19 protein-coding genes are annotated in these 23,817 nt (G+C 73.1%); 4 read left to right on the top strand and 15 right to left on the bottom strand.

Going from position 1 to position 23,817, the window contains the following annotated elements; genetic code table 11:
- Positions 1–5: 5 nt before the first annotated feature.
- From tsaD to glmS, 10 genes are read right to left on the bottom strand one after another with little or no spacing between them, the layout of a single operon-like run.
- Entirely contained in the window at positions 6–1,052 is a 1,047-nt protein-coding gene (tsaD, locus tag DAI17_RS05850) for a tRNA (adenosine(37)-N6)-threonylcarbamoyltransferase complex transferase subunit TsaD (RefSeq protein ID WP_107771971.1), read from the bottom strand.
- Positions 1,049–1,498, bottom strand: a complete 450-nt coding sequence (locus tag DAI17_RS05845) for a GNAT family N-acetyltransferase (protein ID WP_107771970.1) — start codon at positions 1,496–1,498, stop codon at positions 1,049–1,051. The genes tsaD and DAI17_RS05845 overlap by 4 nt, the downstream gene beginning before the upstream one ends.
- On the bottom strand, positions 1,495–2,133 hold the full coding sequence (gene tsaB, locus DAI17_RS05840) for a tRNA (adenosine(37)-N6)-threonylcarbamoyltransferase complex dimerization subunit type 1 TsaB (protein WP_107771969.1): 639 nt from the start codon (positions 2,131–2,133) through the stop codon (positions 1,495–1,497). The genes DAI17_RS05845 and tsaB overlap by 4 nt, the downstream gene beginning before the upstream one ends.
- A gap of 13 nt (positions 2,134–2,146) precedes the next feature.
- Positions 2,147–3,031, bottom strand: a complete 885-nt coding sequence (tsaE, locus tag DAI17_RS05835; protein WP_107771968.1) for a tRNA (adenosine(37)-N6)-threonylcarbamoyltransferase complex ATPase subunit type 1 TsaE — start codon at positions 3,029–3,031, stop codon at positions 2,147–2,149.
- Entirely contained in the window at positions 3,028–4,113 is a 1,086-nt protein-coding gene (locus DAI17_RS05830; protein WP_107771967.1) for an alpha/beta fold hydrolase, read from the bottom strand. The genes tsaE and DAI17_RS05830 overlap by 4 nt, the downstream gene beginning before the upstream one ends.
- On the bottom strand, positions 4,110–5,228 hold the full coding sequence (alr, locus tag DAI17_RS05825) for an alanine racemase (RefSeq protein WP_107771966.1): 1,119 nt from the start codon (positions 5,226–5,228) through the stop codon (positions 4,110–4,112). The genes DAI17_RS05830 and alr overlap by 4 nt, the downstream gene beginning before the upstream one ends.
- Positions 5,229–5,247: 19 nt before the next feature.
- Positions 5,248–6,615, bottom strand: coding sequence for an NAD(P)H-hydrate dehydratase (locus DAI17_RS05820; RefSeq protein ID WP_107772516.1), 1,368 nt, complete (start codon positions 6,613–6,615; stop codon positions 5,248–5,250).
- Between the two features lie 46 nt (positions 6,616–6,661).
- The gene (locus DAI17_RS05815; RefSeq protein WP_199904961.1) at positions 6,662–6,943 is read right to left on the bottom strand and encodes a LysM peptidoglycan-binding domain-containing protein; all 282 of its coding nucleotides are present in this window, start codon (positions 6,941–6,943) and stop codon (positions 6,662–6,664) included.
- 35 nt (positions 6,944–6,978) lie between these two features.
- Positions 6,979–7,329, bottom strand: coding sequence for a holo-ACP synthase (locus DAI17_RS05810; RefSeq protein ID WP_107771965.1), 351 nt, complete (start codon positions 7,327–7,329; stop codon positions 6,979–6,981).
- Between the two features lie 7 nt (positions 7,330–7,336).
- On the bottom strand, positions 7,337–9,193 hold the full coding sequence (glmS, locus tag DAI17_RS05805) for a glutamine--fructose-6-phosphate transaminase (isomerizing) (protein WP_107771964.1): 1,857 nt from the start codon (positions 9,191–9,193) through the stop codon (positions 7,337–7,339).
- A gap of 65 nt (positions 9,194–9,258) precedes the next feature.
- Between glmS and coaA the strand changes: the two genes are divergently transcribed.
- On the top strand, positions 9,259–10,242 hold the full coding sequence (gene coaA, locus DAI17_RS05800) for a type I pantothenate kinase (protein WP_107771963.1): 984 nt from the start codon (positions 9,259–9,261) through the stop codon (positions 10,240–10,242).
- A gap of 94 nt (positions 10,243–10,336) precedes the next feature.
- Here the strand turns inward: coaA and DAI17_RS05795 are convergent, their stop codons facing one another.
- The 4 genes from DAI17_RS05795 to rplM all read right to left on the bottom strand — a co-directional run bounded on the left by DAI17_RS05795 (position 10,337) and on the right by rplM (position 13,840).
- Positions 10,337–11,335: a GNAT family N-acetyltransferase gene (locus tag DAI17_RS05795; protein ID WP_159081370.1), complete on the bottom strand. Its 999-nt coding sequence runs from the start codon at positions 11,333–11,335 to the stop codon at positions 10,337–10,339.
- A 56-nt stretch (positions 11,336–11,391) separates the two neighbouring features.
- The gene (gene glmM, locus DAI17_RS05790) at positions 11,392–12,741 is read right to left on the bottom strand and encodes a phosphoglucosamine mutase (RefSeq protein WP_107771961.1); all 1,350 of its coding nucleotides are present in this window, start codon (positions 12,739–12,741) and stop codon (positions 11,392–11,394) included.
- Positions 12,742–12,871: 130 nt separating this feature from the next.
- A complete protein-coding gene (gene rpsI / locus DAI17_RS05785; RefSeq protein ID WP_107771960.1) occupies positions 12,872–13,378 on the bottom strand; it encodes a 30S ribosomal protein S9 in 507 nt (168 codons plus the stop codon).
- An 18-nt stretch (positions 13,379–13,396) separates the two neighbouring features.
- A complete protein-coding gene (rplM, locus tag DAI17_RS05780) occupies positions 13,397–13,840 on the bottom strand; it encodes a 50S ribosomal protein L13 (protein WP_107771959.1) in 444 nt (147 codons plus the stop codon).
- 293 nt (positions 13,841–14,133) lie between these two features.
- On the opposite strand from rplM, the gene DAI17_RS05775 reads away from it, so the two are divergent.
- On the top strand, positions 14,134–15,447 hold the full coding sequence (locus DAI17_RS05775) for a citrate synthase (protein ID WP_107771958.1): 1,314 nt from the start codon (positions 14,134–14,136) through the stop codon (positions 15,445–15,447).
- A gap of 80 nt (positions 15,448–15,527) precedes the next feature.
- On the opposite strand, the gene pulA is transcribed toward DAI17_RS05775, so the two are convergent.
- Positions 15,528–21,266, bottom strand: a complete 5,739-nt coding sequence (gene pulA / locus DAI17_RS05770) for a pullulanase-type alpha-1,6-glucosidase (RefSeq protein WP_234412264.1) — start codon at positions 21,264–21,266, stop codon at positions 15,528–15,530.
- A 154-nt stretch (positions 21,267–21,420) separates the two neighbouring features.
- On the opposite strand from pulA, the gene DAI17_RS05765 reads away from it, so the two are divergent.
- Positions 21,421–21,759: a helix-turn-helix domain-containing protein gene (locus tag DAI17_RS05765; protein ID WP_107771957.1), complete on the top strand. Its 339-nt coding sequence runs from the start codon at positions 21,421–21,423 to the stop codon at positions 21,757–21,759.
- Between the two features lie 35 nt (positions 21,760–21,794).
- On the top strand, positions 21,795–23,744 hold the full coding sequence (locus DAI17_RS05760; RefSeq protein ID WP_159081369.1) for an ATP-binding protein: 1,950 nt from the start codon (positions 21,795–21,797) through the stop codon (positions 23,742–23,744).
- Positions 23,745–23,817: the final 73 nt, after the last annotated feature.

Genomic DNA, 23,817 nt, shown 5'->3' with positions numbered 1-23,817 from the left:
GCGGCTCAGGCCACCACGGTGGTGATGGGCTGCGATGAGTCTGCAGGGAGGTCGAGCGCCGACGGCGCTCGACCTCGCTGCACGAGCTCGGCCCCCAGCGCGGCCACCATGGCGCCGTTGTCGGTGCACAGGCCGGGGCGCGGGACCCGCACCCGGATCCCCTGGGCGGCGGCGCGCTCCTCGGCCATGGCCCGCAGGCGGCTGTTGGCCGCGACACCGCCTCCGATGAGGATGTCCTCGATGCCGTGGGTCCGGGCCGCGTCGAGCGCCTTGCGGGTCAATACGTCGCAGACCGCCTCCTGGAACGAGGCGGCGACGTCGTGGACGTCGATCGTCGCGCCCGCCCGCTGCTGGGTCTCGACCCACCGGGCGACGGCGGTCTTGAGGCCGCTGAAGGAGAAGTCGAAGCGGTGCCGCTCGAGGTCGCGGCGGCTGGTGAGGCCGCGCGGGAAGTCGATGGCCACGCTGTTGCCGCTGGCGGCGGCGCGGTCGATGTGCGGGCCGCCCGGGAAGGGCAGCCCCAGCAGGCGCGCCACCTTGTCGAACGCCTCCCCGGCCGCGTCGTCGATGGTCGCCCCGAGGGGGTCGACCCCGGTCGTCACGTCCTCGACCTTGAGCAGGCTGGAGTGCCCGCCCGAGACGAGCATCGCCAGGCAGGGCTCGGGCAGCGGCCCGTGCTCGAGCTGGTCCACGGCCACGTGGGCGGCGAGGTGGTTGACGCCGTACAGCGGCTTGCCGAGGCCCAGCGCCAGCGCCTTGGCACTGGCGACGCCCACCAGCAGCGCGCCGGCGAGCCCGGGGCCGCTGGTCACCGCGATGGCGTCCACGTCACGCAGCGCGATGCCGGCGGTGTCGCAGGCGCGCTCGATGGTCGGCACCATCGCCTCGAGGTGGGCCCGGCTGGCCACCTCGGGCACGACGCCCCCGAAGCGCGCGTGCTCGTCCACGCTGCTCGCGATCGCGTCGGCGAGCAGCGTGTGTCCGCGGACGATGCCGACGCCGGTCTCGTCGCAGGAGGTCTCGATGCCCAGCACGAGGGGTGCGTCAGTCATGGCGCCATTGTCCCCGACGCCGTGGTGAGGGGCCGGTGCAGGACCAGCGCGTCCGACCCGTCGCGGTAGTAGCGGGGTCGGACGTCGATGCGGGTGAAGCCGTGCGCGGTGTAGAACGCCACCGCTGCCTCGTTGCGCTCGCTCACCTCCAGCAGCATCCGGTCCGCCGCCCCGGTGTGCGCGAGGAGGTCCTCGAGGAGCGCGGTGGCCAGGCCCGTACGACGCCGCCCGGGGAGCACGGCGATCCGTTGGAGGTCGACGATGTCGCCCAGCGTCATCGACACCGCGTAGCCGGAGAGGTCCTCGGCCACGACGAACCGCCGTCCCGGTCCGTCGAGCTCGGCGACCACCGCACGCTCGTCCCACGCGTCGGCGCCGAACACCTCGGCCTCCAGGGCGACGACGGCGGGCACGTCGGCGCGCGTGGCCACCCGGACGGCGGTCACAGGACGGGCTTGCGGGTCGCGTTGACGACCGCGTCGGGCCGGCGCAGGTAGAGCGGCTCGGGGTCGAGCAGCTCGGCGCGCTCCTCCGCCACGACGCGCGCCAGCCAGCCCGCGCTCGGCCGCGCGGGGCCGACCGTCCGCGGGAACGCCTCCGGGTAGAGCACGGCCCCCTCGCCGACCACGGGCCGCTCCGTGACCGCGTCGGCCGGCCTGAGGACCTGCGGACCGTCGGTGCGCGCACCGTCGGCGTCGTACGACGCGAGGTAGACCTCCTTGCGCCGGGCGTCGGTCGCGACCACGAAGTCCTCCCGGACCGCGCCGGTGTCCACGGCCTCGACGGCGAGGACGTCGAGGGTGCACACGCCGTAGACCGGCAGCTCGAGGGCCAGCGCCAGGGTGCGGGCGGTGACGAGGCCGACCCGCAGCCCGGTGAACGGGCCCGGCCCGACGCCGACCGCGATCGCGGTGAGGTCCTGGCGGACCAGGCCCCGGTCGAGCAGCACGGCCTCGATGAGCGGGGCGAGCTGCTCGCCGTGCTTCATCGGTGCGGCCGAGGAGCGCTCGACCACCACGTCCTCCCCGTCGTGCAGGGCGACGGTGACGAGCGGCGTTGCGGTGTCGAAGGCGAGGAGCACGGTGCGAGGTTACTCAGACGACCCGGCGCAGCTCGACGCGGCGCGGGTCCGCGTCGTCGGTCCCGACCTCGTCGGCCAGCGCTCGGGTGATGACGACGTCGAGCCGTTGCTCGGACAGCCCCTCGGCCAGGCCGGCGCCCCACTCGACCACGGTGACCGCGGTGTCCAGGGAGGTGTCCAGGTCGAGGTCGTCGAGCTCCTCGATGCCTCCCAGGCGGTAGGCGTCGACGTGCACCAGGTCCGGTCCCTCGACCAGCGACGGGTGCACGCGGGCGATCACGAAGGTCGGCGACGTGACCCCGCCGCGCACGCCGAGTCCCTCCCCGAGGCCCTGGGTGAAGGTCGTCTTGCCGGCCCCGAGCTCGCCGGTGAGCACGACCAGGTCGCCGGCACGCAGGCCGGCGGCGACGCGGGCCCCGACCGCGCGCATCGACTCGGCGTCGGGGGCGTCGTACGTCGTGGGGAGCGGGCGGCGCAGCTCGACGTACGGTGAGCGCCGCTCGGCCTCCTCGAACCCGTGCCGCTCCCAGAACGCGACGGTCTCGGGCAACTCCTCCCGGGCGAGCACCCCCATGCACGTGTGCCCGATCGCGGCGTCGACCGCGCCCTCGACCAGGGCGCCGGCCACGCCGTAGCCCTGGACGTCGGGCACCACCCCGAAGCGGCGCAGGTAGAACGCCTCCGGCAGCGGCTTGAAGAGCACGGTGCCCACCGGGCGGCCGTCGAGGGTGGCGAGCAGGCCGCCGTACGCCGCGAGGTCGGCCGCGATGGTCTCCGGGGTGTCCCCCTCCGCGTCCGCAGGCGGGTCGAGGTCCGGGCGGGCACCGAAGGCCTGGCGCACCACGGCCAGGACGTCGTCGGCGGCCTCGGGGCCGACGCGTCGCACGACGACGTTCACGAGGCCTCCAGGCGGGCCAGGGCGAGCGAGATCAGGTCGTCCAGCTCGGCGTTGACGTCCTCGTGCCGCTCGAGGATCACCATGTGGCCCGCGCCCTCGCACTCGAGGAGGCTGGAGCCGGGGATCCGGGAGTGCAGCTTGCGGCTGTGCCCGACGCCGGTGATCCGGTCGTCGGTGCCGCAGATCACCGCGGTCGGCACCCGACCGAGCACCTCGACGTGGTCGAAGTGGTCGAGCGAGGCGAACGCCGGGTAGAAGTCGGCGACGACCGCGAACGGCGTCGTGTTGAGCATGTCGTAGACGAACTCCACGTAGTCGCTCGGCACCTCGCCGCCGAAGGCGTAGCGCTCGGTGACCACGTCGGCGATCGCGTGCCCCCACTTGCGGGCCAGGTCGACGAGCCGGTGGCCGCGGTCCAGGGTGCGGACGGTGCGGCCCACGACGTTGCCGCCGATCCCCAGCGGGAGCATCGGGAAGAGGATGCGGCCGGGGTCGAGGCCGCCCGCCGTCGTGGAGATGAGTGACACGCCGATGACCCGGTCGCCGAAGAGCTCAGGGTGCTGCTGGGCCAGGCTGATGATGCTCATGCCACCCATCGAGTGGCCCACGAGGACGACGGGGCCGGGCGCGGTCTGCTCGATGACCCGGAGGAGGTCCTTGCCGAGCTGCTCGATGGTCGCGTTCTCCTCCGAGGAGCGCGCCGACCGTCCGTGGGAGCGCTGGTCGTAGAAGACCGTGCGCACCTGGCCGCGGTAGCCCGCGCGCTGGAAGTGCCAGCAGTCGAGGTTCATCGAGTAGCCGTGCACGAAGACGACGGTCAGGTCGCCGGTCGCCAGCCGGGGGTGCTGGGCGGGGTCGACCTCGTCGACCTCGGTGTAGAGGTCGACGGCGTCGTCGGCGATCACGTGCAGGGGCGGTGAGTGCAGCGAGCCGAAGGGCGGGTGGTCGCCGGCGCCACGGCGGGCGATCTCGCGGCTGCGGTGCGCGACGACACCCACGGCGGCGCCGGCCGCGGCGAGCCCGGCGGCTCCAGCCGCCGCTCCGATCACTCGGCGACCGATGGTTCCTCGTGCGCCGCTCATGCGCCTCCTCCGTCCACGTGGCGCCGGGCCAGGCGGCCACCCATGCGCGTCACGATCTCGTAGTTGATGGTGTCGAGCGCCTCGGCCCAGTCCTGTGCCGTGGGCTCGCCGTCGTCGCCCGGTCCGAAGAGCACGACGTCGTCCCCCGGCGCGAGCACGTCGTCGCCGAGGTCGATGACGACCTGGTCCATGCACACCCGGCCCCGCACCGGCCGGCGCGCCCCTCCCGCCCACGCCTCGACCCGGTTGCCCGCGGCCCGAGGGATGCCCTCGCCGTACCCGACGGGCACCAGCCCGACGGTGGTGTCGTCCGGCGCGGTCCACGTGTGGCCGTAGGAGACGCCGGCACCGGCGTGGATCCTCTTGACCATGGCCAGGTCGGCGCGGACGGTCATCGCCGGCCGCAGCCCCAGGTCGCCGGTGACGCCGGGCGCCGGGTCCAGGCCGTAGGAGGCGATGCCGCAGCGCACCAGGTCGTGGCGGGAGGCCGGTCGCAGGACCGCGCCCGCCGAGTTGGCCAGGTGTCGCACCTCCGGCTCGAGGCCGGCGGCGCCCGCCAGCTCGAGGGCGTCGGCGAAGGCGGCCTCCTGGGCGGTGTTGGCCGGGTGGTCGGGGTCGTCGCTGGCCGCGAAGTGCGACCAGACGCCGGTCACCCGCAGGCTGCCGCGCAGCTCCAGGGCCCGGGCGTGCTCGAAGACGGTCCCCCAGTCCGCCCGCGCCACGCCGCCGCGCGAGAGGCCGGTGTCGACCTTGAGCTGCACCCGGGTCACGCCGGCCGCGGCCATCTCGTCGAGCTCCGCCACGGAGTACGCCGTCACGTCGAGGTCCGCGGCGGCTGCGGCGGCGTAGTCCTCGCCCGGCACCGTCAGCCAGCACAGGACCCGTCCCGTGTCGCCGGCGGCCCGCAGGGCCAACGCCTCGTCGATGGTCGCCACGCCCAGCCAGTCGGCGCCTGCCTCCCGGGCGGCACGCGCGACCGGCACCATGCCGTGGCCGTAGCCGTCGGCCTTGACGACGGTCATCATCGCGACCCCGGGGCCGACGATCTCACGCAGCAGACGCACGTTGTGGCGGATCGCGGCGAGGTCGACGACGATCTCGGCGCGGGGTGGCATGCGTCGATTGTCCCACCCGTCACCGCAGCGACCGCACCACCGCCGGCAGCGTGGCCGCGACGTCGCTCGCGACGAGGGGCCCGTCGCCCGCCGCGAGCGTGGCTGCGGCGCCGTGGAGCCACGAGCCGACCGACGCCGCGTCCCACGGGTCGAGACCGGCGGCGAGCAGCGCGCCGATCACGCCGGACAGGACGTCGCCCGCTCCAGCCGTGGCCAGCCACGGCAGGCCGGTGGTGGTCACGCGGGTCCGGCCGCCGGGGGCGACGACCAGGGTGTGCCGGCCCTTGAGCAGGAGCACGGCGTCGTACTCCTCCGCGGCGCGGCGGGCGTGCTCGAGCCGGCGGGCCTCCACAGCGTCCCGCTCGGTGCCGAGCATCCGGGCGAGCTCGCCGGCGTGCGGCGTGAGGACGGCGGCCTGTCCGGGGCGGACGTGGGCCAGCCCGTCGGCGTCGACCAGGACGGGTACGCCGGTCGCGAGGGCGGCCGCGAGCTGGTCGGCGGCCTCGTCCCCGCCACCGGGGCCCACGACCCACGCCTGGACACGGCCGTCGCCGACCACCTCAGGGTGCGCCGCACGCACCTGGTCGGCGGCGCTGCCGACGTAGCGGACCATGCCGACCAGGCCGCTCGCCGCCCCGGCCACGCTGAGCAGCGCCGCACCCGGGTAGGTCTCGGAGCCGGCGCGCACGCCGACCACGCCGCGGGAGTACTTGTGGTCCTCGGGCCGCGGTCGGGGCACGAGCGCGGCGACGTCCGCGGCCTGGAGCGCCTCGACCGGCGCCTCGGGCAGGTCCAGCCCGAGGTCGACGAGGTGCACCGCGCCGCAGGCCCCGGCCGCCGGCCCCACCAGGTGGGCCACCTTGTGGGTGCCGAAGGTGACCGTGACGTCGGCGACCACGTGCGGTCCGTCGAGCTCCCCGGTGTCGACGTCGACCCCCGAGGGGACGTCGACCGCCACGACCGGCACGCCGGCCACGGCCGCCAGGGCCGCGACGGCCGGCGGGCGCAGGCCCGGGTGGCCGCCGATGCCCACGATGCCGTCGACCACGACGTCGGGCCGGGGCTCGCCGGCGACGTCCACCACCACCCGGCCGCCGGCGGCGCGGAAGGCCGCCAGCCCCTCCTCGTGGTGGCTGCCGCCGAGCAGCACCGCCGCGACCTGCGAGCCGCGGCGCAGCAGGGCGCACCCGGCGTACAGGGCGTCACCGCCGTTGTCCCCGGACCCGACCAGCAGCAGCACCCGGCGTCCGTACCCGCCGTCCAGCAGGTCGAGGACGGCGTGGGCGAGTCCGCTGGCGGCCCGCTGCATCAGCGCGCCCTCGGGCAGCGAGCGCATCAGGACGGCCTCGGCGTCTCGCACCTGGGCGACGGTGTGGGCACGGCGCATGACCGCCACGCTAGCGGCTGGCCGCGGGACCACCGGTGGCCGCGACCTACGTCAGGGGGATGCGCAGCTCCTGGCCGGGGAAGATGAGGTCCGGCTCCGCGATGCCGTTGAGGCGGGCGAGCTCCTCGCGGGTCACGCCGTGGCTGCGGCCGATGTCACCGAGTGTGTCGCCGGTCCGGACGGTGTACGTCGTGGTGCGGGGCTCCTGGACCTGCACCGGGAGCGCCTCCGCCGGCTCCGGGGACGATGGCTCCACCGGGGACGCCGGCGCCTCGGGGGCGGCCACCACGCCCTTGAACGCCTTCTTGACGGAGTCCAGGAAGCCCATGGGCACACCGTAGTCCAGCGGTGCGACCGGCCGGTTCAGCCCTCGAGGACGACCACGGCCGAGGCGATGCCGGCGTCGTGGGAGAGCGAGACGTGCACGTGGCGCACCCCGAGCGCGTCGGCCTGCGCGAGCACGGTCCCCCGCAGCTCGAAGCGGGGGCGCCCGGTCTCCTCCGAGACGATCTCGGCGTCGTGCCAGGCCATCCCGACGGGAGCGCCGAGGGCCTTGGCGATCGCCTCCTTGGCCGCGAACCGCGCCGCCAGGGACGCGTGCGGCCGGGAGGCCTCCGACGGGGTGAAGAGCCGCTCGCGCAGCGCGGGCGTGCGCTGCAACGACTCCTCGAAGCGGTCGAGGTCGACCACGTCGATGCCGACGCCGATGATCACCTGGAGGTCATTCCACCGTGACGGACTTGGCGAGGTTGCGCGGCTGGTCGACGTCGTGGCCCATCTGGGTAGCCAGCTCGCACGCGAAGAGCTGCAGCGGCACCACCGAGACGACCGGCTGGAGCAGCGTCGGCACCCGGGGCAGTCGGATCAGCTCGTCGGCGTACGGCGTGATGGACTCGTCGCCCTCCTCGGCCAGCACGATCGTGCGGGCGCCGCGGGCGCGGATCTCCTGGATGGCGGACACCATCTTCTGGTGCAGCTCGTCGCGACCGCGCGGCGGGACGATGCAGAAGACGGGCAGGCCGTCCTCGATCAGCGCGATGGGGCCGTGCTTGAGCTCGCCGGCCGCGAAGCCCTCGGCGTGGATGTAGGCGAGCTCCTTGAGCTTGAGCGCGCCCTCGAGGGCGATGGGGAAGCCGGCGTGGCGACCCAGGAAGAGCACCGAGCGGGTCTGCGCGTGCTGCGCGGCCAGGGCGTAGACGTCCTCGGCCTGGTCCAGCACCTCCTGCACGTGCTCGGGCATCCGGGAGAGCTCGTCGAGGACCTGGGAGATCTCGTCGCCGAACTTGGTGCCCCGCACCTGCGCCAGGTAGAGGCCCAGCAGGTAGCACGCGATCAGCTGGGTGAGGAAGCCCTTGGTCGAGGCGACGCCGATCTCCGGTCCGGCGTGGGTGTAGATCACCGCGTCGGACTCGCGCGGGATGGTGGAGCCGTTGGTGTTGCAGATGGCGAGCACGCGGGAGCCCTGCGCGCGGGCGTGCCGGATGGCCATCAGGGTGTCGGCGGTCTCGCCGGACTGGCTCATCGCGACGACCAGCGTGTCGCGCGTCAGGATCGGGTCGCGGTAGCGGAACTCGTGGGCGAGCTCGACCTCGCACGGGATGCGGGTCCAGTGCTCGATGGCGTACTTCGCCACGAGGCCGGCGTAGTTGGCGGTGCCGCAGCCCACGATGATGATCTTGTCGACGGTGCGCAGCTCGTCCTCGGAGAGCCGGACCTCGTCGAGCTGCAGCTTGCCGCTGCCGTCGTGGCGGCCGAGCATCGCGTCGGCCACGGCACGCGGCTGCTCGAAGATCTCCTTGCGCATGAACCAGTCGTAGCCGTCCTTCTCGGCGGCCGAGAGGTCCCAGTCGACGTGGTAGCGCTGGCCCTCGGCGGGCGAGCCGTCGAAGCCGGTGACCTCGACGCGGTCGCGGGTGATGGTCACGACCTGGTCCTGGCCGAGCTCCATGGCCTCGCGGGTGTGCTCGATGAAGGCCGCGACGTCGGAGCCGATGAAGTTCTCCCCCTCCCCCACGCCGACCACGAGCGGGGAGTTGCGGCGCGCGGCCACGACCCGGGACGGGTCCTCGGCGTCGACGGCGACGAGCGTGAAGGCGCCCTCGAGCCGACGGCAGACGTTCTGCATCGCCGTGGTGAGGTCGGCGCCGGCCTGCACCTCGAGCTCGAGCAGGTGCGCCGCGATCTCGGTGTCGGTCTCGGAGAGCATCTCGTGGCCGGCCCGCTCGAGCTCGGTGCGCAGCAGGGCGAAGTTCTCGATGATGCCGTTGTGGACGACGGCCACCCGGCTCACGCGGCCGAGGTGCGGGTGCGCGTTCTCGTCGTTGGGCGCGCCGTGGGTCGCCCAGCGGGTGTGGCCGATGCCGGTCGTGGAGGACGGGAGCGGGGCCTCGCCGATGGCCTTCTCGAGGTTGGCCAGCTTGCCGGCACGCTTGTCCGAGGCGATCCGGCCGTCGCCGTCGGCGGTGTCCACCAGGGCGATGCCGGCGGAGTCGTAGCCCCGGTACTCCAGCCGCCGCAGGCCCTCGATCACGACGCCCTGCGCCTGCTTGTCACCGACGTAACCCACGATTCCACACATGGGCCGGAGTCTACGCAAGCGTGCCGCCCGCACCGCTCGGCGCCGCCGGTGCAACAATCCTGCGCATGTCCGCCGCCGGTGCAGCTGAGCGGGACGGCCTCCTCGGTGCGAGTGAGTCCTCTCCCTACGTCGAGCTCGAGCGGGCCGCTTGGGCCGCGCTGGCCCGCGAGACCGAGAACCCCCTCACCCCCGAGGAGATCGGTCGACTGCGCGGCCTCGGTGACTCCCTGGACCTCAGCGAGGTCGAGCAGGTCTACCTGCCGCTCTCCCGCCTGCTCTCGCTGTACGTCGCCTCCGCGGGGCGGCTGCACCGCGAGCAGGAGGAGTTCCTGGGCCGCCAGCAGCCGCCTCGTACGCCGTTCGTGATCGGCCTGGCCGGGTCGGTGGCGGTCGGCAAGTCGACGACCGCCCGCGTGCTCCAGCAGGTGCTGGCGCACTGGCCCGAGCACCCCAACGTCGCCCTGGTGACCACCGACGGCTTCCTGCTCCCCAACGCCGAGCTCGAGCGGCGCGGGATCCTGCACCGCAAGGGCTTCCCGGAGTCCTACGACCGCAAGGCCCTGCTGAAGTTCGTCATCGACATCAAGTCCGGCAAGGACGAGGTCGAGGCACCGATCTACTCCCACCTCGTCTACGACGTGGTCCCCGACGACAAGGTCGTCGTCAAGCGCCCCGACGTCGTGATCGTCGAGGGCCTCAACGTCCTCCAGCCCGCCCGGGTCCGCGACGACGGCAAGGCGGGGCTCGCGGTCAGCGACTTCTTCGACTTCTCCGTCTACGTCGACGCCGCCGTGGGCGACATCAAGCGCTGGTACGTCGAGCGGTTCCTGCGGCTGCGCGAGACCGCCTTCCAGGACCCGCTCTCCTACTTCCGCAGGTACGCCGTGCTGACCGAGTCCGAGGCCGTCGCCGAGGCCGGCCGCATCTGGGACACGATCAACGGCCCCAACCTCATCGAGAACGTCGCCCCCACCCGGGCCCGCGCCACTCTCGTGCTGCGCAAGGACTCCGACCACTCGGTGCGTTACGTGCGGCTGCGCAAGCTCTGAGGCCCGGCGCGGGATCACCGGGCGCCCGGTGATCCCGCGGGTTCGGCCACGCTGCAGCGTGAGCAAACCCGCCGGAACGCGCGCCAACCTCGGGTCAGAGGACCTTCTGGAGCTCCAGCATCGTCTCGATCGACCGGTAGCCGAGCGCGTCGTTGACGGCGTTCATGTGCGTGTTGACCAGGGCGTTGGAGGTGTCCACGGTGCGCAGGGAGGGGTACGTCGCGCCCACCAGGTCGTGGGTCGCCACCTTGAGCGCCAGGCCGAGCCGGTGGCCGCGGTGGGTCGGGTGCACGAGCGTGATGCCGACCTGGGCGTGCTCGTGGTCCGTGTCGTCGACCCGCACGTCCGAGATGCCCGCGACCTCGCCGTCGGGAGCGATCGCGACAGCGGTGTGGACGTGGCGGCCGGTGTCGACCTGGCGCTGCTCGGCGGCCCGGACCCGCTCAGGGGTCCACTCGGAGGACTCCAGGTCGAGCTCGCCGAGCGGGATCTCGTCCATCAGCATGCCGAGCAGCCGGCCGAAGGACTCCACGTGCTCGTCGGGGCAGACGGTGTCGAAGGTGACGATGCGGTAGCCGTCGGCGCCGGACGGCAGGTCGGAGCGGCGCCGGGCGTAGTCGTCCATCGAGAGCTCCTTGATGGACTCGCGGCTCGCGACCGTGTAGCCCAGGGACTCCGCGAATCCCTCGACGGCGGCCGTGCCCCCGGACGGGACGTAGGCCTCCGACTGCAGGGTGGTCCGGCCCTCCGCCGCCGCCAGCGCCTCGAGCCCGGCCATCACTGCCGAGCCGATCCCCTGTCGGGTGCGGCCGGGCGCGACGAAGGCGAAGGTCATGGCGGTGTGGAGGTTGTCCCGCAACGGGCGGGTCAGCATGCCGGAGCCCACCATCTGCCCGCCGTCGACCGCACCGAGCAGCACGATCCCGCGCTCGGGGTTGGGGGCCGGGAGCGCGCGTCGGCTCTGCTCCCACAGCGGCCAGGGCTTCCCCGGGCGCTCGGCCGTGGCGGCGTGGCCGACCTCCCACCACGCGCGCAGGTCGGCCTCGTCCCCCAGGTCGATGGCGCGGATCTCGATGTCGTTCGTCGTCGGCACGGCGACGACCGTAGACGCCGCCGTCTCCAGGGGCACCCGAATGTCCGCCGGCGGCCTCAATCGAGCGCGAGCTGGCGCGCGACCACGTCGGCGAGCCGGTGCGCCACCGACGTCGCGGTCTCCAGCGACGGCGCCTCGACCATGACGCGGACGAGCGCCTCGGTGCCCGACGGGCGGAGCAGGATCCGACCGTCGTCGCCGAGGGCGGCCTCCTCCTCGGCCACGGCGGCGGCGAGCACGGCGTCCTCGTCGGTGCGCGCCTTGTCGACGCCCGGGACGTTGACGAGGACCTGCGGGAGCCGGGTCATCACCCCGGCGAGGTCCTGGAGCGAGCGCCCGGTGGCGGCCATCCGCTCGAGCACCTTGAGAGCGGTCAGGATGCCGTCGCCGGTCGTGGCGTGGTCGGAGAGGATCACGTGCCCGGACTGCTCACCGCCGAGGGAGTAGCCGGAGACCTTCATGGCCTCGAGCACGTAGCGGTCGCCGACCTTGGTCTGGCGCACCCCGATGCCGGCGCCGCGCAGGGCCTGGACGAAGCCGAGGTTGCTCATCACGGTCGCCACCACGGTGTCCTTGGCGAGCAGCCCCTGGTCGCGCAGCGCCAGCGCGAGGACCGCGAGGATCTGGTCGCCGTCGACGATGTTGCCCTCGTGGTCGACGGCCAGGCAGCGGTCGGAGTCACCGTCGAGCCCGAAGCCCGCGTCGGCGCCGTGCTCGACCACGGCCTGCTGCAGCGAGCCCAGGTGGGTGGACCCGCAGTTGTCGTTGATGTTGAGGCCGTCGGGCGACGCGTGGATGGCGATGACCTCCGCGCCGGCCTCGCGCAGGGCCAGCGGGCCCGCCTCGAAGGCCGCGCCCTCGGCGCAGTCCAGCACGACCTTGAGCCCGGCGAGGGGCTTGGTCGTCGCGCCCACCAGGTGGGCGGCGTAGTCGGCGACGGCGGCGTCGTACGTCGTGACGCGACCGACGTCGCCGCCGGTGGGGCGCTGCCACTCCTCGCGCATCCGCTGCTCGATGGCGACCTCGATCGCGTCGTCGAGCTTGTGGCCGCCGCGGGCCAGGAACTTGATGCCGTTGTCGGGCATCGGGTTGTGCGAGGCCGACAGCATGACGCCGAGGTCGACGCCGAGCTTGTCGGTCAGGTAGGCGACGCCCGGGGTCGGCAGCACGCCGAGCAGCAGGACGTCCACACCGGCGGACGCGAGGCCGGCCACGACGGCCGCCTCGAGGAACTGTCCGGAGATGCGCGTGTCCCGGCCCACCACGGCGCGAGGGCGGTGCCCCGCGAACTCGCCGCGGTCGGCGAGCACGTGGGCGGCTGCCACGGAGAGGTCGAGGGCCAGCTCGGCGGTGAGCGAGACGTTGGCCAGGCCCCGGACCCCGTCCGTGCCGAAGAGTCGCGTCAAGGAGCTTCCTCCGGATCAGTCGCGTGGCGTGCCGGAGCGCCTGGCAAGGCGGAGGAGGGAAGGCGACCTCCAAGCGAAGCGGGTCGTCGACCGACGACAACGCAGCCAGGTGCCCGGCACGCCGCGCGAATCAGCGCTTGCTGAACTGCGAGGCCTTGCGGGCCTTCTTGAGACCGGCCTTCTTGCGCTCGACGGCGCGGGCGTCACGCGTGAGCAGCCCGGCCTTCTTGAGGGCGGGACGGTTGGCGTCCACGTCCACCGCGTTGAGCGCGCGGGCGATGCCGAGGCGCAGCGCACCGGCCTGGCCGGCGATGCCGCCGCCGTGGATGCGGGCGATCACGTCGAAGCGGCCCTCGAGCTGCAGCTCGGTGAACGGCTCGTTCACGATCTGCTGGTGCAGCTTGTTGGGGAAGTAGCTGTCGAGCGTGCGACCGTTGACGGTGTACTCGCCGGTGCCCGGGACGATGCGGACGCGGGCGACGGCCTCCTTGCGGCGACCGGTGGCGCCGGCGGGCGCGATGGTCGCCGGGCGGGCCGGGGTGTCGGCGGACGGGGCACTCTCAGAGCTGTAGGCAACGCCCTCGGCGTTGGTCTCGTAGGTCTCCTCGACCTCGGTGCTCTCGATGTTGTCAGTCATGGAGTCAGTCCTCGGCGATTACTGGGAGACCTGGGAGATCTCGAACGGGATGGCCTGCTGGGCCGCGTGGGGGTGGTTGGGGCCGGCGTACACCTTGAGCTTCTTCAGCATCTGGCGGCCGAGCTTGTTCTTGGGGAGCATGCCCCAGACAGCCTTCTCGATGGCCTTGCGGGCGTCCTTCTCGAGCAGCTCGCCGAACGGCGTGGCGGAGAGGCCGCCCGGGTAGCCGGAGTGGCGGTAGGCCAGCTTGGTGACCTTCTTGTTGCCGGAGAGGGCGACCTTGTCCGCGTTGACGATGATGACGAAGTCACCCATGTCCATGTGCGGGGCGAAGGTCGGCTTGTGCTTGCCGCGGAGGAGGTTGGCGGTCTGGACGGCGAGGCGTCCCAGGACCACGTCGGTGGCGTCGATGACGAGCCACTCACGCTGGATGTCAGCGGGCTTGGGGCTGTACGTGCGCACGGCTGTATCCCGTTCTCGTTCGTAGGTCCGGAGGGGAGGTGTCCCACCCGGTGGTGCTGCGGCGGCTTCTGACGAACACTGCCCGGCTCATGAGCGTCCGGGTCTGCACCCTGTCGTCCCGTGCGGGACGCAGAGCGCGGCAGGAGTCGCGACCGCCAAGACTACGGCGCCCGCGCGAGGAGGGTCAAAATGGCGCTCGCGCGGTGTCCACGGACGGCAGGGGCGGGTTCGCGCCCCTCGCGGGCCGCGGCTAGGTTGGTCGGCGAATCCCACGAACCTAGCAAGGAGCCGACGTGAGCAACGAAGCCTCCACATCCGGCAAAGAGACCCTGACCGTCCGCGACAACCGCACCGGCCAGGACTACGAGATCCCGATCACCGACGGGACCATCGCCGCCAAGGACCTCGGCCAGATCAAGATCGGCGACGACCAGCCCGGTCTGGCCACCTACGACCCCGGCTTCGTCAACACGGCGTCCTGCCGCAGCGCGGTCACCTACATCGACGGCGACAAGGGCGTCCTGGAGTACCGCGGCTACCCGATCGAGCAGCTGGCGGAGAAGTCCAGCTTCCTCGAGGTCGCCTACCTCCTGATCCACGGCTCGCTCCCCACCAAGGACGAGATGGACGCGTGGGTGCACGAGATCACCTACCACACGTTCGTGCACGAGAACGTGAAGTCCTTCATGGAGGGCTTCCGCTACGACGCCCACCCGATGGGCATGCTGATGGCCTCGGTCGGCGCGCTGTCGACGTTCTACCCCGACGCCCGCAACATCACCGACGCCGACAACCGGCACATGCAGATCGTCCGCATGATCGCCAAGATGCCCACCCTCGGCGCCTGGTCCTTCCGGCACGCGCAGGGCAAGCCGTTCGTCTACCCCGACAACGACCTCGGCTACACCGCCAACTTCCTCTCCATGCTCTTCAAGATGAGCGAGAAGAAGTTCGAGGCCGACGAGCGCCTCGTCAAGGCCCTGGACACGCTCTTCATCCTGCACGCCGACCACGAGCAGAACTGCTCGACCAACGCGGTCCGCTCCGTCGGCTCCAGCGAGGTCGACCCCTACTCGGCCGTCGCGGCCGGCGTCGCTGCTCTCTACGGCCCGCTGCACGGCGGCGCCAACGAGGCGGTGCTGCGGATGCTGCGCCGGATCGGCTCCAAGTCGGAGATCCCCGCCTTCATGGAGGGCGTCAAGAACGGCAACGAGCGGCTCATGGGCTTCGGCCACCGGGTCTACAAGAACTACGACCCGCGCGCCAAGATCATCAAGAAGTCCGCCGAGGACGTCTTCGAGGTCACCGGCACCAACCCGCTGCTCGACATCGCGCTCGAGCTGGAGAAGATCGCGCTGGAGGACGAGTACTTCGTCAAGCGCAAGCTCTACCCCAACGTCGACTTCTACTCGGGCCTGATCTACGAGGCGTTCCAGTTCCCGCCGGAGATGTTCACGGTCCTCTTCGCGATCGGCCGCACCCCCGGCTGGCTCGCGCAGTGGCTCGAGCTCGTCCAGGACAAGGACCAGAAGATCGCGCGCCCCAAGCAGATCTACACCGGCGACCGCCAGCTGACGTTCACCCCCGCCTCGGAGCGCTGGGCGTGAGCCACGGCTGAACCCTCGTCACACACGTACGACGCCCCCGACAGGTCTCCTGTCGGGGGCGTCGTACGTCGTGGGCCTCGTCAGCGGTCGAAGACCGCCGTGGTGCGCGCCGGCACCCTCACCGCGTCCTGGGCGACCGTGGAGCCCTTGACCACCTCGTCCCCACCGGAGGCCTGCACGTCGTGCAGGGTCCAGCCGGCGCCGGCGCCCGCGACGGTGGCAGCCCCCGGCGTCGCGTTGACGACGACCAGCACGCCGTCCCGGTCGGCGTCGACGTCGGTGCCGGCGGTGTCGTCGACGAGCATGGCGACGACACCGGGGTCGGCGTCGAGGAAGGACACCTTGTCCTGGACCTGCTCGAGCGAGCCGAGCCGGAACAACGGTGAGGAGGTGCGGATCCGCAGCAGGTCGAGCGCCTGCTCCTGCGCCGCCGCCATCGCCGCCGGCGTCGGGTCGAGCGCGGGGTCCTCGAGCAACGGCTCCATGAAGCGCCACTTGTCCTCGTTGTCCGCGCGCGGCGGGAGCCCGGACCCGAAGGTGTTCTCCTGACCGGTCCAGTCGACCCGGTTGAACCAGTCACCGGAGTCGTAGGAGTTGCGGTCCAGGCTCTTGGAGCGGAGCAGGTCGGTGCCCGCGTGCCAGAAGGCCACGCCCTGGCCGAGCGCCACGGTCGACAGCGAGACGGTGTTCATCCGCACCCGGTCGGTCATCGAGGTGGCCCGCGGCAGCTTGAGCTGCAGCGAGTCGAACAGCGTCTCGTTGTCGTGGGCGTCGACGTAGGTCACGGTCTCGCTCGGGTCGGCGGCGTACCCGGCGGGCTGGCCGTTGTAGTCGACCTCCGACCCGACCACGGTCTCCCCGGTCTCGGAGGAGGTGAAGGAGAAGTCGGCCAGGTTGCCGGCCATCCCCAGCTTCACCAGGTCCTCGGCGTGGGCGAGCGAGGCCTGCTGCCGCTCGACGCCGCCGTTGACCTCGGCGCCGTTGGGGTCGGTGGACAGCCCGGACCCGAAGCCCTGGACCCGCGGGTCCTCGTCGAACGGGCCGCCGCCGCGGACCGCGTCGCGGAGGCGGTCGCTGAACGAGCCGATGCCGGTCCCGGCGAGGTTGAGCTGGGTCGCCTGCTCGAAGCGGGCGTCGTCGGCGACCTCACCGAAGTTCCAGCCCTCGCCGTAGACGTAGACCTGCGAGCCGTCGACGCCGTCCTCGGTGATCGTCAGCCCGTCGAGCGCCTCGCGCAGCCGCTGCATGTTCTCCAGCGAGTGGTGGCCCATCAGGTCGAAGCGGAAGCCGTTGACCTTGTAGTCCCGCGCCCACGTGAGCACGGAGTCGATCATCAGCTTCTCCATCATCGCGTGCTCGGTGGCGGTGTTCTCGCAGCACGTGGACTTCTCGACCGCGCCCCTCGCGTCGAGGCGGTGGTAGTAGCCCGGCACGACCTTGTCGAGGACCGAGCGCTCGGCCTGCCCGCTGGCGGCGGTGTGGTTGTAGACCACGTCCATCACCACCTGCATCCCGGAGCGGTTGAGCGACTGCACCATCTGCCGGAACTCCACCGTGCGCCGGGTGCCGTCCGGGTCGGTCGCGTAGGAGCCCTCGGGCGTCGTGTAGTGGTAGGGGTCGTAGCCCCAGTTGAAGCCGTCGGCACCGCGCACGGCGTCGACGCACGCCTGCTGCTCCTGCGAGGCCGGACCGTACGACGCCAGGTCGCACGCCGGCGCCTGCTGCTCGGAGCGACGCTCGCGGATCGTCGCGATGTCGAAGGCCGGCAGCAGGTGCACGGTGTTCAGCCCCGCGTCGGCCAGCTCGCGCAGGTGCGTCATGCCGGCGCTGTCGCGCTCGGCGAACGCGGCGAACGTGCCGCGCTCCCCTGCCGGGACGGTCTCGTCGCCGATGGAGAAGTCGCGCACGTGCAGCTCGTAGACGTTGCGGTCCTCGGGCTGCGCGACCGCCGGCGGCGTGGTGCCGGCCCAGCCGCGCGGTGCGAGGGCGGGGTCGTCGAGGTCGACGAGGAGCGACCGGGGCGAGTCGGCGGTCAGCGCCACCGAGTAGGGGTCGGTCACCTCGTTGACGACGACCTCCTGGGCCGACGGCGCCCACACCCGGACGGCGAACCGGTACGGCCGGCCCGCCCAGGACGGCGGCCCGGCGACGGTCCAGGTGCCGTCGTCCTGGCGGCGCATCGCGACGCGGCGGTCGCCGATCAGCAGGTCGACGTCCTGAGCGGTCGGCGCCCACAGCGCGAGCTGCGGCCGGCCCTTGGACCAGGTCGGCCCCAGCTCGCGGTCGTACGCCGCGGCGTACACGTCGTCGAGCACTCCGGGCACCTGGACCCCGGTCGCGTCGTGGAGCCGTCCGTCGGCGTCGTAGGAGGCGACGGCCAGCTGGCCCTGCAGGATCTCGGGGACCTCGTCGAGCCGGTCCTCGGGCAGCCGGAATGCCTCGTGGCCCTCGAGGTGCGGGAAGTCGGCGAGCACGTCCGCGGGCAGGCCCGCGGCGTCGTGGCGCAGCGGCAGCGAGCGGCCGCCGGTCACGTCCTCGGCGTCGGGGGCGAGCCCGCCGTCGCGCGACCAGTGGAGCCGGTAGGAGCGGGTGTCGGCGTCGGGGACGTCCCAGGCCATGAGGTCGTCACCCAGCCACTGCGCCCGCGACGTCGTGAGGTCGGGCGCCGCCCCGGCGGCACCGGCGCTGACGGTCAGGACGTGGGTCTCGACGTCGTAGGAGAAGCGGACCTGCGCCTCGGCGGGCACCTCGAAGCCGATGTCCCCACCCCCGGGCGCGCCGCCGGCGCCGTAGTTCTCGTCCCAGGTCTGGCCGTGGGTCACCTTGGTGGCGTAGCTGCCGGCGGGCAGGGCGTCGGTCGTGAAGGTGTAGGTGCCGTCGCCGTCGGGGTCCTGCAGCCAGCTGCGCAGGCAGTCGGGTGACCAGTCGGCGGGGCAGCCCAGCTCGGACTGGAAGTCCCCGGCCGCCGTCACGATCGGGCCGGAGGCGTCGCTGGTGACCCAGTGGGTGCCGTGGTCGTAGTAGAAGGTGACCTCCCGCTCGCCGTCGAGCGCCAGCGGCACGTTGGGGCCGTTGGGCGCCCCGCCGGCGCCGTAGTTCTCGGTCCACGAGCCGTCGATGGCGGCCTTGTACTCGTACTGGCCGGCGGGCAGGGTCGTGGTCCTCTTCCAGACCTGGTCCTCGGCGTCGAGGGCCATCTGCGCCTCGGCGCAGGCGGGCTGCCAGTCCTCGGGGCAGCCCATCTCGGAGTTCTGGCTGCCGGGCACCGAGACGGCGACCGGCTGGGTGACCGGACCGCCACCGCCCGTGCCGGGGTCGCCGGGCTCCGGGACGGGCTCGCCCACCACGCCGTACGACGAGGCGACCGACTGGTTGCCGGAGGAGTCGGTCAGGACCGCGCGGTACTCCAGCAGGGTCCCGTCGGGCAGGTCCCGGACGTCGTGGACCACGCGGTAGGGCGCGTTGTCGTCGGTCCCCAGCGGGGTCCACTCCCGGGCACCGGCGTGCCGCCACCCGAAGCTGACCTCGTTGAAGCCGCCGTCGGGGACGCCCGCCTCGATGAAGGCGCGGCCGCCGACGGCGCCGCCGGCCGACGGGCTCTGCAGGTGCACCGCCGGAGCCGACTCGCGCTCCGCCAGCACCTTGTCGGCGCGGTAGACGACGGCCGACAGCGGCGGGACCGTGACGTCGACCCGGCCCTCGCCGTCGGCGGTCAGGCGGGGTGCGCCCGTGCCCCAGACCCGGCGCAGCGAGCCGCGCGGGGTCAGGGTGCGCAGCGAGACGGTCCTCGCCTCGGCGGCGTTGTTGAGGGCGACGAGGAGCTCGCGGTCCTCCCCACGCCGTATCCGGCTGAAGGCGTAGACGCCGGCGGCGTTGCCGGCGGAGCGGTGGAGCTGCGCGCCGTCGGCGAGCGCCGGGTAGCGCTCACGCAGCGCGGACAGCGCCCGGATCGACCGGTAGAGGGGGTGGCTCCGGTCGAAGTTGGCGTCGGCGGTGGTGGCGTCCGTGCCGATGAGGTCGTCGTCGTTGTAGCTCGCGACCTCGCTGGGGAACATGTCCTGGCGCGCGTCCTTGTCCCCGCCGTCGCCGGTGAATCCCTGCTCGTCGCCGTAGTAGACGACCGGCTGGCCGCGGGTGAGGAACATCAGCTCGTGGGCGAGCCGGTCGCGCGCCAGCAGCTCCTCGCCGGCGTACTCGTCGTCGAGGAAGCCGCCGATGCGACCCATGTCGTGGTTGCCCAGGAACGTCGGCAGCGAGTAGGCGTTGGAGTCGGTGTCGGTGTACCAGTCGTCGTCGGCGTAGAAGTCGCGCAGCCGGGTGGTCGCCCCGCCCTTCGCGAAGCCCGTGCCGACGGACTGGAAGCCGAAGTCGAGGGTCGCGTCCATCTCGCCCTCGGTCGTGTACTGCGACATGAACGCGGCGCTGGCGTCGTAGACCTCGCCGAAGGCGAAGAAGTCGGGGTTGCCGGCCCGGGACGCGTGCTCGCGGATCGCGGGGGCGAACTCCTGCCAGAACTCCATGTTGACGTGCTTGGTGGTGTCGATACGGAAGCCGTCGATGCCGAAGTCGACCCAGGCCTCGTAGATCTCGGTCATGCCGTCGACGACGTCGGGCTGCTCGGTGAACAGGTCGTCGAGGCCGACGAAGTCGCCGTACGTCGACGACTCGCCGGCGAAGGTCGAGTCACCGCGGTTGTGGTAGTTGGTCGGGTCGTTCAGCCACGCCGGGACCTTGACCGTCTTGTCGGCCTCCGACCGGAAGGTCGGGGTGTAGGGGAACGACGTCGCCGGGTCGAGCTCGGGGAAGTCCTCGGTGCCGGCGTGGTCACGGTCGTCGAAGACGTTGCCGTCGGCGTCGCGATAGGGCTCGGCGTCCTTGGAGACGTAGCCGTACTGCTTCTCCTCGTAGTCGATGACGTCGGCGGTGTGGTTGGTGATGATGTCGAAGAAGACCTTGATGCCCCGCTCGTGGGCGGCGTCGATGAAGGCCTCGAGCTCGGCGTTGGTGCCGAAGTGCGGGTCGATGCGCGTGAAGTCGGTGACCCAGTAGCCGTGGTAGCCGGCGCTGGCGTTGTCGCCGGCACCCTGCACGGGACGGTTGGCGAAGCTGGGGGTCAGCCAGATCGCCGAGGTGCCGAGGCCCTCGATGTAGTCGAGGCGCTCGGTGAGCCCGGCGACGTCGCCGCCGTGGAAGAAGCCCTTGTCGGCGGGGTCGTGGCCGTGGTCCGTCCGCGTGCCGTCGAAGCCGCCGGTGTCGTTGGTCGGGTCGCCGTTGGCGAAGCGGTCGGCCATCACGAAGTAGAAGCGCTCGCGGGTGAGCGGGGTGCGCAGCGACGTACCGACGATCGCCTCGTCGGCGTCGGTCACCTCCGCCGCGGGCTGCTCGGCCGGTGCCACCGCGACCCGGTGGCTGGCGTGGTCGTAGGAGAACGTGAGCGTGGCGTCGTGCCGGAGCTCGAGCGGGACGTCCGCGGCGCCGCCGTCGGCGCCGTACGCCTCGTCCCAGCCACCGTCGAGCGCGACCTTGAAGGCGTGGCTGCCGGCGGGCACCTCGACGTCGAGCTCGTACGACGTGGTGCCGGGCACCGCCTCGAGGCGCGTGGCCTCGCACGCCGGCGCCCAGTCCTCGGCACAGCCGAGCTCGGACTGGAGGCTGCCGACCAGGGTCACGCGGTCGGGAGGGGCGGTGTGGTCGGCGAGCGCCGGGGACGGCACCACCGCGAGGGCCGAGCCGGAGACGAGCAGGCCGAGGACGGCCGCGAGGTGATGGCGCACGAGGACTCCCGAGAGGGTGGAGCTGATGGATGTGGCGGTCGTCACGCTAGGGAGTCGAGCATCGGTCTTGCAAGCCCTGCAAGATCTTTCATGACGGGCAGCGCGCGGCTACGCGGGTCTCGGGTGAAGTTTCACCCGGAAGGGCGTACGGACGGCCGCGGCGTCACTACACTCCGGACCCACGGCCGGGGGAGGGACTGTGGCGGGAGACGACGCGGGGACGCTCGCCACCGTGCTGCGCTCCCTGCGCGAGGCCGGCGGACTGTCGCAGGAGGAGCTGGCCCGGCGCGCAGGCCTGAGCACCCACGCGATCAGCGCGCTCGAGCGGGGCACGCGGACCCGTCCCTACCCCCACACCCTGCGCGCCCTGGCCGGTGCCCTGGACCTCTCCGAGGCCGACCGGTCGCGGCTCATCGCGGCCGTGCCCGCCCGGGCGAGGCCGACCCGCGCCGCCCCGGACGCCGCCACCGCGCGACCTCGTGACCTCGTGACCTCCCGGTCCCCACCACTCCCCTGCTCGGCCGCGACGAGGAGGTGAGGCGCGTCGGACGACTCCTCCGGGAGCAGCGGCTGGTGACCCTCAGCGGTCCCGGCGGGGTGGGCAAGACACGCCTCGCGCTGGCGGTCGCGGCCGCGGTCCGGGACCGGTACGCCGACGGGGTGACGCTGGTCGAGCTGGCCCCGTTGCTCGAGCCCGCGGCCGTGCTCCCCGCCGTCGCCGACGCGCTCGACGCGACGGGGGCCAGCGAGCGCACGGTCGTCGAGGACGTCGTCGAGCGGATCCGCGGCCAGCACCTGCTCCTCGTCCTCGACAACGTCGAGCACCTGCTCGAGGCCGCGCCCGACGTCGCCGCCCTCATCGAGGCGGCGCCCGACCTCACCGTGCTGGCCACCAGCCGGGCGCCGCTGCGGGTGCGGGGCGAGACCGAGGTGGGCGTCGAGCCGCTCGGGTTGCCCTCGGCCTCGACGCCCGTCTCGGAGTCGCCCGCGGCCCGGCTGCTGCTGGACCGCGCCGGCGCGGTCAGCCCGGGCTGGGGTGCGGACGCGGACGACGAGCAGGCCGTCGCCGCGACCTGCGCGCGCCTCGCCGGCCTCCCCCTCGCCCTCGAGCTGGCCGCCGCGCGCGCCCGGCTGCTCGACCCGGCCGCGCTGCTCGACCGCCTCGACACCGCCCTCCAGGACGGACCGCGCGACCTGCCCGCCCGGCAGCGCACCATGCGCGCCACCCTGGACTGGAGCCACGGCCTCCTCGATGCGGACGAGCGCCGCCTGCTGCGGCTGCTCGGGGTCTTCGTCGGCGGCTTCACCCTCGAGGACCTCGAGGGCGTCGCCGGACGCCTCGACGACGCCACGCAGCCGGTCGCGCCGCTGCTGGAGGCGCTGGTCGAGCACTCGCTGGTGACCACGGCCGGCGGGGCACGCTTCCGGATGCTCGAGCCGGTCGCGCAGTACGCCCGGTCCCTGCTCGTCGAGGCCGGCGAGTGGGAGCAGGCCACCGCGGCCCACGGTGCCCACTACCTCGTCCTGGCCGAGACCACCGGTCCCCGCTACCGCGACGGCGGCCAGATCGCCGCGCTGGCGCGGATCGACCCCGAGCACCCCAACCTCACCGCGGCCGCGGAGCGGATGCTGGCCGCCGGCGACGTGGAGGGCGCGGCCCGCATGGCGTGGGCGCTGTGGCTCTACTGGTGGCTGCGTGGCCACCACGCCCACGGCCGGCGGCTGGCCGAGACCGTCCTCGCCCGGGGCGGGCTGCCCGACGACGTGCACGCCCGGGCCGCCCTCGCGGCCGCGACGACCTCGTTCGCCATGGACGACGTCGACGCGGCACTGCAGTGGTGGGAGGAGGCCTTCCGTCACTCCGTCGGCGACCCGGTCATCGACTGCAACGCCGTCGCCGGGATCGGCCTGGCCTTCCTGGCCCGTGGCGACCTGGAGTCGGCGCGGGAGCGGTTCACCGACGCCCTCGCGCTCGCCGCCGAGGCCGGGGAGGAGTCGGAGTGGACGTGGGCCCTGGCCCACATCTGGCTGGGGACGGTGGCGCTGCTCCTGGGCGACGCCGACGAGGCCGCACGTCGCGTCGAGTCGGGGCTGGCGTCCGCGCGCCGTCGCAACGACCGGCTCGCGTCGTACATCGCGCTCTACAACCTGTTCCAGGTCGAGCTGGCACGCGGCGACCGCGCCCGCGCCCGCCAGCACCTCGAGGAGGGCCTGCGCCTCTCGCTGGAGACGGGCGACCAGGCCAACCTCGCCTACCTCCTCGACGCCCTGGCCGTGATCGAGGCCGCGGAGGGCACCGTGTCCCGGGTGCCGCTGCTGCTCGGCGCCGCACAGGCGATCCGGGAAGCCATGGGGTCCCGGGGCTACGGCTACTACCGCCCCGACCCGGACGCCGTGGCCGCCGCGGAGGACGCGGCCCGGCAACGGCTCGGACCCGACCGCTACGACGACGCCCTCGACGCCGGCCGGGCGATGTCGTCGTACGACGCGGCGCACCTGGGTCTCGGCGACCGCCGACGCTGACGGTCTCCGGCCACCCGCACACCACCCGTACACCCGGGGCTGTGCGTGGTGCGTCGCCGTGCGCCCCGCCGAC

This window comes from Nocardioides sediminis (assembly GCF_003047295.1).
Classification (GTDB): domain Bacteria; phylum Actinomycetota; class Actinomycetes; order Propionibacteriales; family Nocardioidaceae; genus Nocardioides; species Nocardioides sediminis.
The sequence above is the reverse complement of the archived record's forward strand: the minus strand, read 5'-3'. Positions and strand labels throughout refer to the sequence as shown.